Here is a 15,629-nt window from a genome sequence, read left to right on the forward strand (position 1 = left end):
ACTTCAATTCTTCGGCGCCCGATCGCTGGGCAGGGAATACTTCCCTGCCCAGCGAGATCAGGCTACTTGCCCGACTTCAGCATCGGCCGCTTCGAGGCCGGCGCCTTCGCGGCGCCCGGAAGGGGCGAGGTGAGGTTGCAGGTCTTCTCCTGCAGCAGCGCGACCTTGACAGTGGACTGAACCGGTGTTCCGAACATGATTCTTCCTCTCTTCGATTTCTTGCTACCCCGGACATCCGGGGCCCCCAATGGATGGAGCTTATTCATCGACGGATGCAGATCCTGACGCACAAATTTCGGCGAGGTTGTTTCACACCCGTCGGACGACGGTTCTAAGGAGCGGGAACCGGCGGCTGCGGGCAATCCGTTCTGGTGTCGGAATCGTTTTCCGTGCCGACGTCGGTTCGACCGTCTATCTGCCCGGTCTCTCCCGGCTCGGGTTGCATCGGATCGGCCTCCCAGAGTTGACGCATTCTTCTGCACAGAAATGTGCCGGAATGACAATGTGGCATGCAAAACCATGCACAGCAATTAAATTGACGGTCCGATTACCAGCGTCTTGCGTTTCCGATTCGATCCCCGGCACCGGGACGGTGGAGATTTATTATCACCGGCCTGTTCCCGGCGCGCCACCCTCCACCGCTCGGCCATCGGATACGGCACAACTCACATTCAGCGAAAACCCCGATCCCCCCAACATCCACCGTGCCATTCAGATAATTCAAGCTAACACGAATTCATCGACGGTCAACGTCGATAACTCGCCCGCCCCTACTAAGGGCAGCTCAGTGGGGCAAATTCGGTGTCCGGTCCGGACACGAGCCGTGCGGGCCGCATCAGCCTGCCCGACTACATTTGTCAGCCACATGCCGCGACACAGCAGGCATGCCCCGACGCGATGCCGACAGGGCAGCGTGTTGCGATGGGCCCACCACCGGAGCCGCAACAAGGAGGCAACCGCCGCCGGCCACCCCGCCATCGCGGGAAGGCCATCGGGCGCCGCGTGGCCCCCTGCCGCGCCCGGCGGAAGCACGGTGGGTAGAAAGCGGGCCCGCAGCACCGCCGCCAGTCGATCAGTACTGGCGTCTTCGCGTCGACGAGCCCTGCTGGACGAATCGTCCTGCGCCAACCACCGCGAACTCGTTGGATCGGGCATCCGGCCGGGAGCCCATCGATGTCGGACATAGCGTCTCACCTGCGGCGTAGCAGTGCCCCCAGTCGGACTCGAACCGACACTTGGCGGATTTTAAGTCCGCTGCCTCTGCCAATTGGGCTATGGGGGCGTGCGGACCTACCCTACCGACTCGTACACCCGTACCGGAATACCCAGCAATTGGGAGTCACATCGTGGTGTCTGTCTGAATCGCTTGGCAGGCCTCCACCAGAACGTCCGCGGCCAGCAGGCCCGATTCTTCCGCCGCCTCGCGGACCTCGTCGGGCAGGTCGTAGTCCGTGGTCACCGCCAGCAACGCCAGTTGCAATGCCTCGCCCAGCTGGCCGAGGCGGCGGGCGATCAGGGCTTCGTCCATTTCCGGGCCCAGGTTCTCCCAGCCGACGGGCTGCACGCCGTCGATACGGTAGCGGCGCAGCGTGTCCTCGCCGAGGACCTTCATGAAGTCCACCGCCGAGGCCATGCAGCGGTTGTTCGCGACCCGGTACTCGGTGCGATCGGCGATCTTGTCGATGAGCACCGCGACGATCGTCGCCGCCGTGAACATGCCGTCGCACACCCGGGCCGGGGCGGCTTCGGGCGGGCCGGGCGGGGCCGTGGCCAGCCCGGTGGTGACGGCGTCGATCCACTCCACCACCTGGTCGGTACCCGAGGCATCGGGTCGTTGTGGCGCACGGGCCAACGGTTCTTCCCGGCGCCGGAACCACCGCCACGGTAGACGCATCGCCATCACCCCTGTTCGGAAGCGGACCTGCCGAGCAGCGAATGCCGCCGGCCGTATGCGAAGTACATCACCAAACCGAGCGCCATCCAGACTACGAAACGCAGCCAGGTTTCGACGGAAAGATTCACCATCAGCCACAGGCAGGCCAGCACCGCCAGCATCGGCACCCACGGCACCAGCGGGACGCGGAATCCGCGCGGCAGGTCGGGGCGGGTGCGGCGCAGGACGACCACGCCGATGGAGACCAGCAGGAACGCGAACAGGGTGCCGATGTTCACCATTTCCTCGAGCGTCCCGAATTCCACGAACCCGGCCAGCAGCGCGCACACCACGCCGACGATCACGGTGATCCGCACCGGAGTGCCGCGCTCGCCGGTTTTGGCGAGCCAGCGCGGGGTCAGGCCGTCGCGGGACATGGCGAACAGCACGCGGGTCTGGCCGAGCAGCATCACCATGACGACGGTGGTCAGGCCGGCCAGCGCGCCGATGGAGATGATGTTCTTCGCCCAGTCGGCGCCGTTGAGGGCGAACGCGGTGGCGAGGGTGGCGTCGTCGCCGGCGAGCTCGGTGTAGGGCACCATGCCGGTGAGCACGATGGAGACCGCCACGTACAGGATGGTCACCACGATCAGCGAGCCGAGGATACCGCGCGGCAGATTGCGCTGCGGGTTCTTGGTTTCCTCGGCCGCGGTCGCCACCACGTCGAACCCGATGAACGCGAAGAAGACCAGGCTGGCCGCGGCGAGCAGGCCGTACAAGCCGAAGCTGGTGTTCCCGCCGCCGGTCACCCAGGAGAACAGCGACTGTGTCAGCCCCTGCCCTTGCTCGTGGGGCACGGATTCCGGGATGAAGGGAGTGAGGTTGTCGGAGTCGAAGAAGGTGAGCCCGACGATGATCACCAGCAGGATCACGCCGACCTTGATCGCGACCGCCACCGCCGACACCCGCGAGGACAGTTTCGTCCCGAGCGCCAGCAGTGTGGTGAGCACCGCGATCAGCAGCACCGCGCCCCAGTCGAAGGTGACACCGCCGATCTCGATCACCGCGGCGCCCCGGTCGAACACCTGCCCGAGGTACTGCGACCACCCCTTGGAAACCACCGCGGCCGCGAGCGCGAACTCCAGCAGCAGGTCCCAGCCGATGATCCAGGCCGCGAGCTCGCCGAAGGTCGCGTAGGAGAAGGTGTACGCGCTGCCGGCCACCGGCACGGTGGAGGCGAATTCCGCGTAACACAGTGCGGTGAGCCCGCAGGCGATCGCGGCGAAGACGAAGGCCAGCGATACCGAGGGCCCGGCGACATTACCCGCCGTGCGAGCGGTGAGGGTGAAGATACCGGCGCCGATGACGACGGCGACGCCGAAGATCGCCAGGTCCCACGCGGTGAGGTCCTTGCGGAGACGCGCGCCGGGTTCGTCGGTGTCGCGGATCGACTGCTCCACCGATTTGGTGCGGAACAGCGAACTGCGGCTGGTCGGGGTCGTCACAGCGGCCTCCTCGTCTTTCTGGCGCGAGTACCGGGAACGCTAGTGCACTCCCGACATATATCTGGTTATCCACGACGACAGCGCCGCAATCACCGCGCCGGCCGCGATCGCCACGAGCCCGGTGATCCCGAAATAAGCGAATTCGGCGTCTTCCGAGTAGAAGCGCGCCAGCACCCCGGACAGCGTGGTGCCCAGGGCGACCGACAGGAAGTACAGCGCCATCATCTGCGCGCGGAAATGTTCGGGCGCCAGCTGAGTGGTGACGGCCAGCCCGATCGGCGAGATCAGCAGTTCCGACACCGCGAACACCGCCATGATGAACAGCACCGCCAGCGCCGGCACCGCCTTGCCGGTGCTGCCCGCCATCGGTACGAACAGCAGGAACGCCGCCCCCATCCCCATCACGCCGAGCGCGAATTTGCGGGGCGTGCTCGGCGCCCGGTCGCCCAGGCGCGTCCACAGCAGCGCGAACAGCGGCGACAGCGCGATGATCCAGACCGGTTCCACCGACCCGATCCAGTTCGAGGGAGCCGTCCAGCCGAAGATATTCCAATCCATCCGCTCGTCGGAGTACACGGCGAGCACCGTGAAGATCTGCTGGAACAGCGCCCAGAACACCACATTCGCGACGAACAGCGGAAGGAACGCCCACACCCGGCTCCGTTCGACACGGGTGACCCGGCGGCTGGTGAGCAGTACCGCGAAATACACCAGCGCCGCGACGACGATCAGCGCGGTGGTGACATCGGGCAGATTGTCGATGGTGACCAACCCGGTCACCAGCACACCCACTATCACCAGGATCGCGGCGAGGAGCACCCCCGCCAGCGGGCCCAGCGCCTTACGCGGTAGCGGATCGGGCACCTCGCGGCCGGCCGTGCCGAGGTTGCGCCGGAACACCACGTACTGGATCAGTCCGAGCGCCATCCCGACCGCGGCGGCCCCGAAGCCCGCGTGGAAACCCCACTCGCGCTGCAGCAGCCCGGTGAGCAGCGGCCCGGTGAACGCACCCAGGTTGATCCCCAGATAGAACAGCGTGAAACCGCCGTCCACCCGGGCGTCGCCCTTGGGGTAGAGGGTGCCCAGCAGCGCGGACGCGTTCGATTTCAGGGCACCGCTACCCAGCGCGACCAGTACCAGCCCGACCCCCACCCCGGCCAGGCCGGGGAGCAGCGCCAGCGCGATATGTCCGGCCATCACCACGACCCCGCCGTAGAAGACGGTCCGCTCCATCCCGATCAGCCGGTCCGACACCCATCCGCCGAGCACCGTGCACAGATAGACGAGCCCGCCGTAGGCGCCCACCAGCCCGACCGCGGCGTCCTGATCGAGCCCGAGCCCGCCCTCGGTGGTCTCGTAGTACAGGTAGTACCCGAGGATCGTGAGCATCCCGTAGAACGAGAACCGCTCCCACAGTTCGACGCCGAACAGGTTGACCAGCCCGATCGGGTGACCGAAGAACGTCCGGCCGGTGACCGCCGCCGAGGGTGCTTCCGACATTCTCCGACTGTGCCACGAACCCCACCGCGCGCGTGGCAACCCGCACCGAATCGATACCGCCCGGCGACGCGCGCCGGGGTCAGGCGATGGACTGGGCGATCCCGTCCAGGATGTCGTGTTCGCTGACGACCAGCGCGTCGATACCGGCCCGTTCGGCCAGTTCGGCGGCCAGCACCTCGGTGATCACCGCACCGCCGCCGATCACATCGACCCGCCCGGGATGCATGGGTCCCAGCGCGGCGCGCTCGTCGTGGTTCATCGCGATCAGCCGATCGCACACCGCGTTCAGCTCCGGGAAGGTGATCCGAGCCAGATGGGTTTTCGCCGAATCGTATTCGGGGAGGTCCAGCGCGACCGCGGCGAGCGTGGTCATGGTCCCCGCCACCCCGACCCAGGTGTGCGCGCCGTCCACCGGCACCTGGGTGAACGCCTCGGTGAGCCGTTCGGTCGCGAATTCCCGCGCCGCCGCCACCTGCGCCGGTTCGGGCGGATTCCCGTGCAGGCACCGTTCGGTGACCCGGACGCACCCGATATCGGCCGAGAACGCCGCCCGCACCCCGTCGGCGTCGCCGACCACGAGTTCGGTGGAACCGCCGCCCAGATCGACCACCACGAACGGCCCGTCCTCGGGGCGCAGTTCCCCCACCGCGCCGGCGAACGACAGCCGGGCCTCTTCGTCACCGGTGATCACTTCGGCTTCGGCGCCCGGCACCGCCAGGCCCAGTTCGGCGCGGGTCATCGCGAAGAAGTCTTCCCGGTTCGACGCGTCGCGGGTCGCCGAGGTCGCGACCATCCGCACCCGCCGGACCTCGTGCTCCACCATCAGCGATACATAGTCGGCCAGCGCGACGCGGGTGCGTTCGATCGCGTCCGGATCGAGCCGCCCGGTCGCGTCCACCCCCTTACCGAGGCGCACGATCCGCATCTCCCGATGCACATCGGTGAGCGTGCCGTCGGCGCCGATATCGGCGATCAGCAGACGGATCGAATTGGTGCCGCAATCGACAGCGGCAACTCGGTCGTTCATCGTGCCTCCTCCTCCGCCGGCGCGTAGCGCGGCCAATCCTGCGGAATCGCGCTCCCGCGCAACCCGTTGTCGGCGGCGAGCGCGACCGCTTCGTCGCCCAGCGGATTCACCCCGGGACCCTTGGCCAGGGCGTGCGCGATCAGCACATGCAGGCATTTCACCCGGTCCGGCATACCACCGCCGGTGAAATCGGTACCCAGGGATTCGATCTCGTCCCGCTCGGCCAGATAGCTGTCGTGCGCGGCCCGGTAGGCGGCGGCCAGCTCGGGGTCGCGGTGCAGGCGTTCGGTCATCTCCTTCATCACCCCCGCCGACTCCAACCGGCTGGCCTCGGCGGTGAGCCGCGGATCGGTCAGGTAGTACAGCGTCGGGAAGGGAGTGCCGTCGGGGAGTTTCGGCGCGGTTTTCACCACCGCCGGCACCCCGTCCGGTGTGCGGTAGGCGATGGCGAGCACCCCGCGCGGGGCGCGGCCCAATTGTTCGGCGACGATCTGCAGATCTCGGTCGTCGGGTGTGCTCACCTGGGTCCTTCCGGCTGCGGCGCGGGTACTTCGGGTTCGGCGGGTGGGGGTTCGGAAATACTGCGCCACAGGTCGGTGTACCACGGGTCGGGTTCGGCCTGCGGCGCCTGCGGGTCGGGTATGGCGGGCACCTCGATGCCCGGGACCTGCACGATATAGGGCGTCTCCCCCGGCATCACCAGCCGCAACCGGTCCCGCGCCTCGGACCGGATATAGGCCGGATCCTCCTGCTGCGCACGGCGGTCCTTCAGCAGGGCGATATCCGCCTCGAGCGTTTTGCGTTCCGCCGCCAGTTGAGCGGCTTCGGCGCGCTGGGTGAAGAAGGTGCGCATCGGCACCGCCAGGGTCATCGCCAGCGCACACACCACCATCGCCAAGATGATCGCCTTACCGGCGGACAGTCCGAGAAACGTCCGTTCCGACCAGTCCCGGCCGCCGGATTCGCGCTTACGGGTGCGGCGCGTACTGCGCCGCACCCGTTCCGCACCGCCGTGTACTTCGGCGGCGGGGCGGCGCAACGACGCGCGCGAGGTCCGGCCCCGGCCGGCCGGGCTGGTTCCGCGCGCACGCCGCTCCGCCATCGCCTTGCTCAGTCCTCGAACGTGAACCGCGGGAACGCCACATCACCGGCGTAGCGGGCCGAATCACCGAGCGCGTCCTCGATCCGCAGCAGCTGGTTGTACTTCGCCACCCGCTCGCTGCGCGCCGGCGCACCGGTCTTGATCTGCCCGCTGCCGACGGCCACCGCGAGATCGGCGATGGTGGTGTCCTCGGTTTCCCCCGACCGGTGCGACATCATCGTCTTGTACCCGTTGCGATGCGCCAGTTCGACGGCGTCCAGGGTCTCGGTGAGCGTGCCGATCTGGTTCACCTTCACCAGCAACGCGTTCGCGGCGCCCTTGGCGATACCGTCCTCGAGGCGTTCCGGGTTGGTGACGAACAGGTCGTCGCCGACGAGCTGCACCTTGTCACCGATCTCGTCGGTGAGCGCCACCCAGCCGTCCCAGTCGTCCTCCGACAGCGGGTCCTCGATCGACACCAGCGGATACGCGGCCCGCAGCTCGGTGTAGAACTTCGCCATCTCGGCAGCGGTCCGCGCGGAGCCCTCGAACTGGTAGGCGCCATTTTTGTAGAACTCGGTCGCGGCGACATCCAGCGCCAACGCGACATCGCGGCCCAGCTTCAGCCCGGTCTTACCGATCGCCACGCTGATCAGGTCCAGCGCCTCCCGGGTACCGGCGACGTCCGGGGCGAACCCGCCCTCGTCGCCCAGGCCGGTGGCCAGCCCCTTCTCCTTCAGCACCGCCTTGAGCGCGTGGTAGACCTCCGCGCCCCAGCGCAGCGATTCCTTGAACGTCGGCGCCCCGATCGGCGCCACCATGAACTCCTGCACATCCACCCCGGTATCGGCGTGCGCGCCACCGTTGAGGATGTTCATCATCGGCACCGGCAGCACATGCGCGTTCGGCCCGCCGAGGTACCGGAAGAGCTCCAGCCCCGACGACTCCGCCGCCGCCCGCGCCACCGCCAGCGACACACCCAGCAGCGCGTTCGCGCCCAGCCGGGACTTGTCCGGGGTGCCGTCCAGATCCAGCAGCGCCTGGTCGACGGTGCGCTGCTCGACAGCGTCCAGCCCGATCACCGCGGGCGCGATCTCGTCGAGCACGCCCTCGACGGCCTTCTGCACCCCCTTACCGAGGTAGCGCTCCCCGCCGTCGCGGAGTTCCACGGCCTCGTGCTCACCGGTGGAGGCACCCGACGGCACCGCGGCCCGGGTCAGCGTGCCGTCGTCGAGGGCGATCTCGACTTCGACGGTGGGGTTACCGCGCGAATCCAGGATCTCGCGAGCTCCGACCTGTTCGATGATTGCCACGAAAACAACACTCCTTCGGCTGTCGGCACGGTGTGATCAGGGAAGAGCCGTGCGGTTGCGAGCCTAGTAGGCCCACTTGTACACAGTCCATCCGCCGCACCTGCCCAGCTCCACGAACACGCGGCCCGGACACTCACGCCCGGCGGCCGACGCTGTAGGCAGCCGCCCGATCGCGCACTTCCTCCATATAACTGGCCGACCGGTTGTAGGTGAACAGCGCCCGGCTCCAGCCCTCCGCACTGAGCAGGTTCCCACCGCTCACGCACAGATACCGGGCAGCGGTCAGCGCCGCGTCATCGATACTGTGCGGATCCGCGACCCCGTCCCCGTTCGCGTCGACCCCCCACTTCCGCCAGGTCTCCGGAATGAACTGCATCGGCCCGACCGCCCGATCGAACACGGCATCCCCGTCGAGCCGCCCGCCATCGGTATCCCGGATCTCGGCCACCCCCGGCGACCCGTCGAGCGCGATCCCGATGATCCCCGGCTCCACCACCCCGTCCGCCCGCACCTCCGATCCCCGATGCCGCCCGTGATCACTCTCCACACTCCCGATCCCCGCCAGCGTCGTCCACGCGATCCCGCATTCGGGCCGCGAGCTCCCCATCACCGCCGCCGCATACCCGTACGCCTCCAACGCCGCCACCGGCATCTCCAACACCCCCGCCTGATCCGCCGCCCACCCGTTCAACAACGCCGCGGTGCGCCCCGGCGCATCGAGATCGATCACGGGAACAGGTATCCCCGGCCCGGGCGGAGTCCCCTCGGGAATGGGCACGAGCTCCTCGCCCACCCCGCATCCGGAGAGGACCAACACGACAATCGAAGCGGCGATAACGCCGTACCTGCGGAGACGCACACCATCCATAATCCAGATCCCGCCGCCACAAGCCGTCCACCAGGCAATCTGTGGTGCGCCGCACCCCGGACACGATCCGCTACCACCGGCATTCCCTGCGATCCGGCACTACCACGGGCCCCGCCGCTGGATACCACCGGAAAGCGTTGGCTATCAGCTATCTACATAAATCCTGGTCAACCCTGACCACTCATCACTTACTGCGGTCCCGTTCCAGAACGTGCAGTACGATTCCGCGAGATCGCAATCGTTAGGGGGGGCCGCCGTGCATCGACAACAACTCGCAAGACTGCGCAAAGTCGTCGCCGCGCTGGCAACAGCGACGATGCTGACGGGAGCAGCGAGTTGCGGATCGGTGGTGAGCGGGCAAGCTGTTCGACCGAAGCCGGATGTGTCCGGTCTCGAAGTAGGTAACTATCCGACCGAACCGATCCAGGTCGGAACCGCGAAGGACAAGGAGGCCGCGCGCTACCGCGAGGGAGAGCGGCTGGGTGATTTCGTTGCCTTGCCGTTCGAAGCAGATCCCGCTCTGTCGAGGATGGTGGTGGGAACGGGCGGCCCTGTTGTCCTCAACCGCAAGGATATGCAGGCTCTCGTCATCAACGATACGTTCGACGAGGTGGCCGCAGACTTGACGGCCGGTTGGGTGCATACCTGGGCGACGGATGACGATCCCGCGACCGCTCAGGAGATGAGCATCGCGGTCTTGATGTTCCCCGATGCACCTACCGCCGAACGCGTCGCCGCCGGTCTCGAACACGACGATTTCACCTTCAACACAGACAACCGGCCTGTTCAGCTTCCCAAATACCCTCACGCAAAGGCGCATTGGCGGCCCGGTGTCGCCTCGCTGGGCAGCTGGACGAACAAAGACCGCTACGTGGTCTTCGCCAAATTCGACGACAACTCGAACAGAACCGACCTTCCGGCCATGATCCAACGGACCGAATCCCTGCTCGACATACAGATGCCGTTACTCGACGAGTTCGAGCCCACGCCGGCGGACCAGTTGGAGAACATCGACCTCGACCCGGACCGGATCCTGACCCTGGCGTTGCCGAAAAGCGAGCAGATCGCCGCGGCGGTAGGACCGTCCAGCACTTTCCGCGGGCGAGGTGCCCTGCACTTCCTCGGCTTGTCCAGCTTGGAGTTCCTCGACAAAGGCCAGGTAAGCGCTATAGCCCTCGCGGAGACCGTAGTTATTCGCAGTAAGTCCGGCCAGGGCGCCGATGCGCTGTGGGAACTCCTCCGCCCGGACGACGCATCGGACTCTCAACCGATCGCCGCGCCCACCGGAATAGACGGCAGGGTCGAGTGCTTCCAGAGGAAGGTCGAGCAGTATCAGCGGCCGTCCAGCTTCTGTGTACTCCAGACCGGTAATTACTTTGCCCACGTGGAAGGCGTGCAGATCCAGGATCTGCATCAGAAGACCTCCGCCCAGTACACCTTGCTCGCAAGATAGGGTGCGAATTGAAGACAACAGGCACCGGTAGAAGGCCGAGCCGCAGACCGCGGCCGGTGGTGGCGCTGATCCTGGCGGTCACGGCGGCGGTGACAGCGGCATGCGGCCAGGCGATCGCCGGCCACCCCGGGCCAGGGATGAGTCCGGTCGCCGTGGACAAACTCGACGTCGGGCTCTACCCCACGGAACCTGCCGATTTCGAAATGGACATCACCACCAGCGTGGACGTGTACTCGCTGGAGGCACGCAGGATGCTCGGGTACCTGATCTCACCGTACAGCGTGGATCCCGACCTCCGATATCTCTGGGACACCGTACTTTTGTCGAGTACATCTGCTCCGGGCCCGGGCCAGTTCCCCGCGGACCTCGCACCGATCTCGGAAAAGAACTATCTCATCGCCGGCGCGGCAACTATGCGATCGAACAACAGCCCCAGGAACGAAAAGCGCACTACCATCTCCATTCTGGAATTTCCGAACGCCGACTACGCGCGAATGGCCGCCGCCGACTACAACGCCGCAATCGATCACGCTGTACCGGGACGGCAGAGGATCGATATGCCCGGATACAGCGACGCCCATGGAGCCTTGTCGCCGACCCGCAACGAGGGGCTTTTGTTCGCGGCCCGGGGACCGTTCGTGGTGCACGCCGAGATCTTGACACCACCGGATCAAGCGGAACAGATGGGTAACCGGATGAGGAGCATCCTGGATCACCAGTTCGATGCCCTGAAGGATTTGACACCCACGCCACCGGACGACATGTTGGATCTTCCCATCGATCCCGAAGGAATTCTGCGAATCACCCTGCCGGCCGAGTACGCGGGCAGCGCCGGGTACAACGATATGGCCGGATCATATCCGCCGTCGGCACACCTCCATATGGAAACCGACGCGGGGGCGATTCACGACTACGCCTCATACGGTGTCGACCTCATCGCCCGGAACGAGACCACGGTCTACCGCACCGGCAGTGTGCAACAGGCATTTTCACTGCAAACCGCTCTTACGCGGGCGGAAAAGTACGACAAGGAACTGCCCAATCCGCCGGGCATCGCCGATGCACGCTGCCTCATGCGTGAGTTCTCCGGCATACAGGACAGCTTCTCCTGCGTCATCGTGTACGACCGTTACGTTGCGGTCATCGATGCTTTCGGGGTCGGAAATGCGCCTTCGCCCGAGCTCTATCAAGCCACGGCAGCGCAGTACGCGATGCTGGCCAAGAGCCGGTGAGGCCGGCCCATGGAGAGCGCACGCTCACCGTGCCGGACCGTTCTCGCCGGGCCGGAACCACTCCCACGGCATGCGCCCGGAACACTGCGCCGACGGCGCCGTGACTGTAGGTATAGGAGGAGCGAATGGCATTGCCGCCAGGTGCCGTTATCGGCGGCTACCGGATAGAGCGCGTACTCGGCAGCGGCGGTATGGGCGCGGTGTACCTCGGGCAGCACCCGAGCCTGCCACGGCAGGACGCCATCAAGGTCCTCAACGAGGAACTCTCGAGCGACCCCGAGTTCCGCGCACGTTTCGAGCGTGAGGGCAGCCTCGCCGCGGGCCTGGACCATCCCAATATCGTTCCGGTGTACAACCGCGGTGAAGAACGCGGACTGCTGTGGATCGCGATGAAATTCGTCCCGGGCACGGATGCGTCCGAGGAGGCCCAGAAGGGGCCTGCGGTAATGACCGTTCAGCGCGCGTTGCGGATCATCTCCGAGGTCGGCAAAGGTCTCGACTACGCCCACCGACGGCGCCTGCTGCACCGCGATATCAAACCTGCCAACTTCCTGTTGTCGAACTCGCCGGAAGATGATGAAGAGCGGGTGCTGCTCACCGATTTCGGCGTGGCCAAGTCGGTGGAAGACGGGCAAGATCTCACCGCAACCGGCAAGTTCATGGCTACGATCGCCTACGCATCGCCGGAGCAGTTGCTCGGACAGTACATCGATTACCGCTCCGATATCTACAGCTTGGGTTGTTCGTTCTTCAGGTTGCTGACCGGCCAGAATCCCTACCCCTCGACGGTGCCGGCGATGGTGATGATGGGCCACCTGAACGAGGCCCCACCGCAGATATCGGCGGTGCGCAACGACCTACCGCCGGCCCTCGACCATGTCTTCGCCAAGGTGCTCGCAAAGACCCCGGCGCACCGTTACGGCAGCTGCCGCGATTTCGTTGCCGATGCCGAGTCCGCCCTCTACGGAAGGGCCCGGTTCACTGCCCCTGCTGGTGGCTACCAGGCCACCGGCCACGGAGTGCCCGCTACCTACACGGGCTCTCATTCGCCGTCGGCGACAGCGGTTACCCAGCGCGACCAGTCCTCGATCATCACCCAGCCGCGAGAGGGGTTCGGCCGTACCGCCGCCGAGTCCGGTAACAGGCGTCCTCGCAGGCGAAAACTTCTGATAGCGGCGGCGTCGGCGATTGTCGCTGTCCTCACAATCGCCGCCGGCATCTACGCGGTCTCCGGGGGCGGTTCGGGATCGTCCACCGGCCCCGATCTGGCCCAGGTGCGTTCGGAGCACCCGGAGTTCGCAAACAAGACCGTAGCCGTATTCAACTACGGAAACTCTTTGTTCTCGGCCGCCCTCGACGGCTCACCCCAGGCGAACTTTCTCCGCGACCTCGGTTTCCGATACAGCGAGGCCTACCTCCCACTCAAGAACGAGGAGTCTCCACGCGACCTCGCGACAGCCGGATTCACCGTGCCGAAGCTCCTCGACCTGGTAATCATCGGAAGGACCGACAGCGCCGCCGGGAACGGCGGCCTCAACGGGCTACCCAACTCCTTCTTGAATTCAACAGCCAAGATCGTCGTTGTGGACGACGTCACCACGGTACAAGCATTACAAGTATGGACCGACCAGTCACCTGAACTCCTTGTGAAAGAATTGGTGCCGGACATATCGAGGGTCATCTGACCCATCGGGGAGGCCGATATGCAAACTCTGAAACGCCTGTCCATCGTGCTGCCGATTTGCGTAGCACTGCTGACCGCCGCCGGCTGCGGCGATGATTCTCTGGCCGCCGACGGTGAGCAGGGCGTGGATACCGCCGCGCTGCAGCCGGGGAATTACCGGACTACACCCCGGACCGCAGACGACGTCCGCACACCCGAGAATATCGATATTCAGGAGCCTCTCCGACTGGGTGCACATGTACCGATGATCATGGAGACCAGCCCGCGCCTCGTCTTCAATCGAGTCGAGTCCCAGCGCAAGATATTCACACCACTCATGCCGCCGCTGAAACCCGAAAACTTCCTCTCGGGCGCACCCGGATTCATCGCCGGGTGGGAGACAATGGGGCAACGGCGTGAAGATTCCAACCATGGCCGGACGGTCGAGCTCACCGTTATGAGGTTCTCCGAGCCCGGCCAGGCGGCCAATGCCGCAAAATTCCTCGCCGACGCTGCTCTACACAGCGAATACCCGCCAGTCGGAACCATTTCCATCCCGGAGTATCCCTCCGCATTCGGACAGGTGAGCAAATTCGGTGCAGTCTCGACATGGATTGCACAGGGACCGTTCGTACTGAAGACATGGGTAGGCGCGGGTCTCGATATTCCACCTGATCCCGTCGTCTTGGCCGATCTCACCAAATCGGTCTTCGACAATCAGTTCGCCGCCCTTCGAGACTACGAACCGACACCACCCGACCGAATCGACGAACTACCCGTCGACCGAGACGGGATCCTGGCCTATACCCTTACGGGCTCCGAGCCGGCTGCCGAATTGGTTATGAGTCCAGTGGTCGCGTTGAACTTCCTGGAGCGTCCGGATTTGGCAAAGCGAGCATTCGAGGATGCTCGCGTCGACCTGGTCGTGCACGCCGCGGCGAGGATCTACCGCGCCGGTGACCCGGATGCGGCAAGCCGTTTGAAGGCATACTTCATATCCCAGCAGGATCCTGCACTCCAGCCGGTCGATTCGCCACCAGGCCTGCCGATGGCGCACTGCACCGACGACCCCGAATCGACAGGTTCCCTCTCGTGTGTCTTCACGGTCGGCCGCTACACCGTCATCGTCGAGAGCTCCAACCAGATCCAGGATCTACACCAGCGAGTTGCGGCCCAGTATCTTCTCCTGGACCAAGCACCGTGACTCCGGTCCCAGGAACTCGACCTCGAACCTGCAGAAGGCTTGAATCTCGCCGAAGCCGTCGAGGGCCGACCCCATAATCGAACAAATAGTGATGCCCCGGGTATACCCGGGGCATCACTATTCGGATCGACAGCCGATGATCGGCGTTGTCACGCAATTACATCGACATCCAAGCGCCGGCATTCCGCTTGTCGGTGTCGGACATGTTGATGGCGCCGTCTTCGACAACTCGCGAGATGCGGTTCAGAACATCCAGCAGTTCGATCTGGGCGACTTTCCATTCGTTCTGCTTGACCATGTACGCCTCGTAGGCGCCATCGTTGCCCGTACTGCTGTCGCTTTCCCACGACTGGGCGAGATTCTGGGCGTAGCCCATCAGATCGTCGTTCTGGGTCCGCAGGTCGCCGACCTTCCGGTCGATATCCTTCGACAGCGCGATGAGCTGCTCTTGGCTGTACTTCAACATTCGGAACTCCTCGGGTTCGTAGAGCGGCTGAGATGCCTAGAGCTTGATGGTCGACGCCGAGAGGGCGGATTCCACGGCGGCAATGGACTGCTGGTTCTCCTGCTCGGAGGTCTCGTAGTTCTCGCCGTTCTTCCGGATCATGGTCGCGATCTCGGTCAGCACGGTGGCCAGACGCTGCGATTTCGCGTCGTAGTCGTCCATGACGCGCCGGAAGGACCCCGCGGCAGCGCCTTCCCAGTTGCCGGCACTACCCGCAACAAGGTCGCGGATGTTGCGGAGCACACCCTGCATCTGGCCATTCACATCGTCGATGTGCTTGGCGCCTGTGGACATCCCGGATGAGTCGACTGTCAAACCAGACATGGTTTCTCCTCAGTGTGAGTTCGGATCCGGACCCCCTGCGTCCGCAAACGGCCCGAACTTGTCCTTCATGATGATTGGACG

At 65.4% G+C, this 15,629-nt stretch carries 15 protein-coding genes and 1 tRNA gene; 4 read left to right on the forward strand and 12 right to left on the reverse strand.

What is annotated here, in order from left to right; all coding sequences use genetic code 11:
* Positions 1-62: 62 nt before the first annotated feature.
* From ACQEVO_RS26095 to ACQEVO_RS26140, 10 genes are all read right to left on the reverse strand, one after another.
* Positions 63-197: a hypothetical protein gene (locus ACQEVO_RS26095; RefSeq protein WP_432918283.1), complete on the reverse strand. Its 135-nt coding sequence runs from the start codon at positions 195-197 to the stop codon at positions 63-65.
* 1,011 nt (positions 198-1,208) lie between these two features.
* Positions 1,209-1,282, reverse strand: a tRNA-Leu gene (locus tag ACQEVO_RS26100).
* Positions 1,283-1,339: 57 nt separating this feature from the next.
* Positions 1,340-1,894, reverse strand: a complete 555-nt coding sequence (locus ACQEVO_RS26105) for a hypothetical protein (protein ID WP_432918285.1) — start codon at positions 1,892-1,894, stop codon at positions 1,340-1,342.
* Positions 1,895-1,899: 5 nt separating this feature from the next.
* Entirely contained in the window at positions 1,900-3,378 is a 1,479-nt protein-coding gene (locus ACQEVO_RS26110; protein WP_432918288.1) for an amino acid permease, read from the reverse strand.
* Positions 3,379-3,417: 39 nt separating this feature from the next.
* A complete protein-coding gene (locus tag ACQEVO_RS26115; RefSeq protein WP_432918291.1) occupies positions 3,418-4,878 on the reverse strand; it encodes a peptide MFS transporter in 1,461 nt (486 codons plus the stop codon).
* 79 nt (positions 4,879-4,957) lie between these two features.
* Positions 4,958-5,905 (reverse strand): exopolyphosphatase, encoded by a 948-nt coding sequence (locus ACQEVO_RS26120; RefSeq protein WP_432918294.1) that lies wholly within the window; start codon positions 5,903-5,905, stop codon positions 4,958-4,960.
* The gene (locus ACQEVO_RS26125) at positions 5,902-6,426 is read right to left on the reverse strand and encodes a DUF501 domain-containing protein (protein ID WP_432918297.1); all 525 of its coding nucleotides are present in this window, start codon (positions 6,424-6,426) and stop codon (positions 5,902-5,904) included. Before ACQEVO_RS26125 ends, ACQEVO_RS26120 begins: the two co-directional genes overlap by 4 nt.
* On the reverse strand, positions 6,423-7,007 hold the full coding sequence (locus tag ACQEVO_RS26130; RefSeq protein WP_432918300.1) for an FtsB family cell division protein: 585 nt from the start codon (positions 7,005-7,007) through the stop codon (positions 6,423-6,425). Before ACQEVO_RS26130 ends, ACQEVO_RS26125 begins: the two co-directional genes overlap by 4 nt.
* 8 nt (positions 7,008-7,015) lie before the next feature.
* Positions 7,016-8,299 (reverse strand): phosphopyruvate hydratase, encoded by a 1,284-nt coding sequence (gene eno / locus ACQEVO_RS26135; protein ID WP_280423029.1) that lies wholly within the window; start codon positions 8,297-8,299, stop codon positions 7,016-7,018.
* A gap of 133 nt (positions 8,300-8,432) precedes the next feature.
* A complete protein-coding gene (locus tag ACQEVO_RS26140; RefSeq protein ID WP_432918304.1) occupies positions 8,433-9,167 on the reverse strand; it encodes a lytic transglycosylase domain-containing protein in 735 nt (244 codons plus the stop codon).
* A gap of 256 nt (positions 9,168-9,423) precedes the next feature.
* Between ACQEVO_RS26140 and ACQEVO_RS26145 the strand changes: the two genes are divergently transcribed.
* The 4 genes from ACQEVO_RS26145 (at position 9,424) to ACQEVO_RS26160 (ending at position 14,719) form a co-directional block, all read left to right on the forward strand.
* Positions 9,424-10,620: a DUF7373 family lipoprotein gene (locus tag ACQEVO_RS26145; RefSeq protein ID WP_432918307.1), complete on the forward strand. Its 1,197-nt coding sequence runs from the start codon at positions 9,424-9,426 to the stop codon at positions 10,618-10,620.
* Positions 10,621-10,823: 203 nt separating this feature from the next.
* The gene (locus ACQEVO_RS26150) at positions 10,824-11,852 is read left to right on the forward strand and encodes a DUF7373 family lipoprotein (RefSeq protein WP_432918310.1); all 1,029 of its coding nucleotides are present in this window, start codon (positions 10,824-10,826) and stop codon (positions 11,850-11,852) included.
* 125 nt (positions 11,853-11,977) lie between these two features.
* Positions 11,978-13,537, forward strand: a complete 1,560-nt coding sequence (locus ACQEVO_RS26155; RefSeq protein WP_432918313.1) for a serine/threonine-protein kinase — start codon at positions 11,978-11,980, stop codon at positions 13,535-13,537.
* An 18-nt stretch (positions 13,538-13,555) separates the two neighbouring features.
* Positions 13,556-14,719 carry a DUF7373 family lipoprotein gene (locus tag ACQEVO_RS26160; RefSeq protein WP_432918316.1) on the forward strand — a complete coding sequence of 388 codons (1,164 nt, stop codon included), beginning with the start codon at positions 13,556-13,558 and terminating at the stop codon, positions 14,717-14,719.
* A 157-nt stretch (positions 14,720-14,876) separates the two neighbouring features.
* Here the strand turns inward: ACQEVO_RS26160 and ACQEVO_RS26165 are convergent, their stop codons facing one another.
* Both ACQEVO_RS26165 and ACQEVO_RS26170 read right to left on the reverse strand, forming a co-directional pair.
* Positions 14,877-15,185, reverse strand: a complete 309-nt coding sequence (locus ACQEVO_RS26165; RefSeq protein ID WP_432918319.1) for a WXG100 family type VII secretion target — start codon at positions 15,183-15,185, stop codon at positions 14,877-14,879.
* Between the two features lie 36 nt (positions 15,186-15,221).
* Positions 15,222-15,548, reverse strand: coding sequence for a WXG100 family type VII secretion target (locus ACQEVO_RS26170; protein ID WP_432918322.1), 327 nt, complete (start codon positions 15,546-15,548; stop codon positions 15,222-15,224).
* Positions 15,549-15,629: the final 81 nt, after the last annotated feature.

Origin of the sequence: Nocardia sp. CA-290969 (genome assembly GCF_050936135.1) — a bacterium.
In the GTDB taxonomy this organism is placed as follows: domain Bacteria; phylum Actinomycetota; class Actinomycetes; order Mycobacteriales; family Mycobacteriaceae; genus Nocardia.

What these genes read in the sequence shown, in the direction of transcription:
- ACQEVO_RS26095 (WP_432918283.1), bottom strand. Translation starts at nt 197, where the DNA reads ATGTTCGGAACACCGGTTCAGTCCACTGTCAAGGTCGCGCTGCTGCAG.
- ACQEVO_RS26105 (WP_432918285.1), bottom strand. Translation starts at nt 1,894, where the DNA reads ATGCGTCTACCGTGGCGGTGGTTCCGGCGCCGGGAAGAACCGTTGGCC.
- ACQEVO_RS26115 (WP_432918291.1), bottom strand. Translation starts at nt 4,878, where the DNA reads ATGTCGGAAGCACCCTCGGCGGCGGTCACCGGCCGGACGTTCTTCGGT.
- ACQEVO_RS26120 (WP_432918294.1), bottom strand. Translation starts at nt 5,905, where the DNA reads ATGAACGACCGAGTTGCCGCTGTCGATTGCGGCACCAATTCGATCCGT.
- ACQEVO_RS26130 (WP_432918300.1), bottom strand. Translation starts at nt 7,007, where the DNA reads ATGGCGGAGCGGCGTGCGCGCGGAACCAGCCCGGCCGGCCGGGGCCGG.
- ACQEVO_RS26140 (WP_432918304.1), bottom strand. Translation starts at nt 9,167, where the DNA reads ATGGATGGTGTGCGTCTCCGCAGGTACGGCGTTATCGCCGCTTCGATT.
- ACQEVO_RS26150 (WP_432918310.1), top strand. Translation starts at nt 10,824, where the DNA reads ATGGACATCACCACCAGCGTGGACGTGTACTCGCTGGAGGCACGCAGG.
- ACQEVO_RS26155 (WP_432918313.1), top strand. Translation starts at nt 11,978, where the DNA reads ATGGCATTGCCGCCAGGTGCCGTTATCGGCGGCTACCGGATAGAGCGC.
- ACQEVO_RS26160 (WP_432918316.1), top strand. Translation starts at nt 13,556, where the DNA reads ATGCAAACTCTGAAACGCCTGTCCATCGTGCTGCCGATTTGCGTAGCA.
- ACQEVO_RS26165 (WP_432918319.1), bottom strand. Translation starts at nt 15,185, where the DNA reads ATGTTGAAGTACAGCCAAGAGCAGCTCATCGCGCTGTCGAAGGATATC.
- ACQEVO_RS26170 (WP_432918322.1), bottom strand. Translation starts at nt 15,548, where the DNA reads ATGTCTGGTTTGACAGTCGACTCATCCGGGATGTCCACAGGCGCCAAG.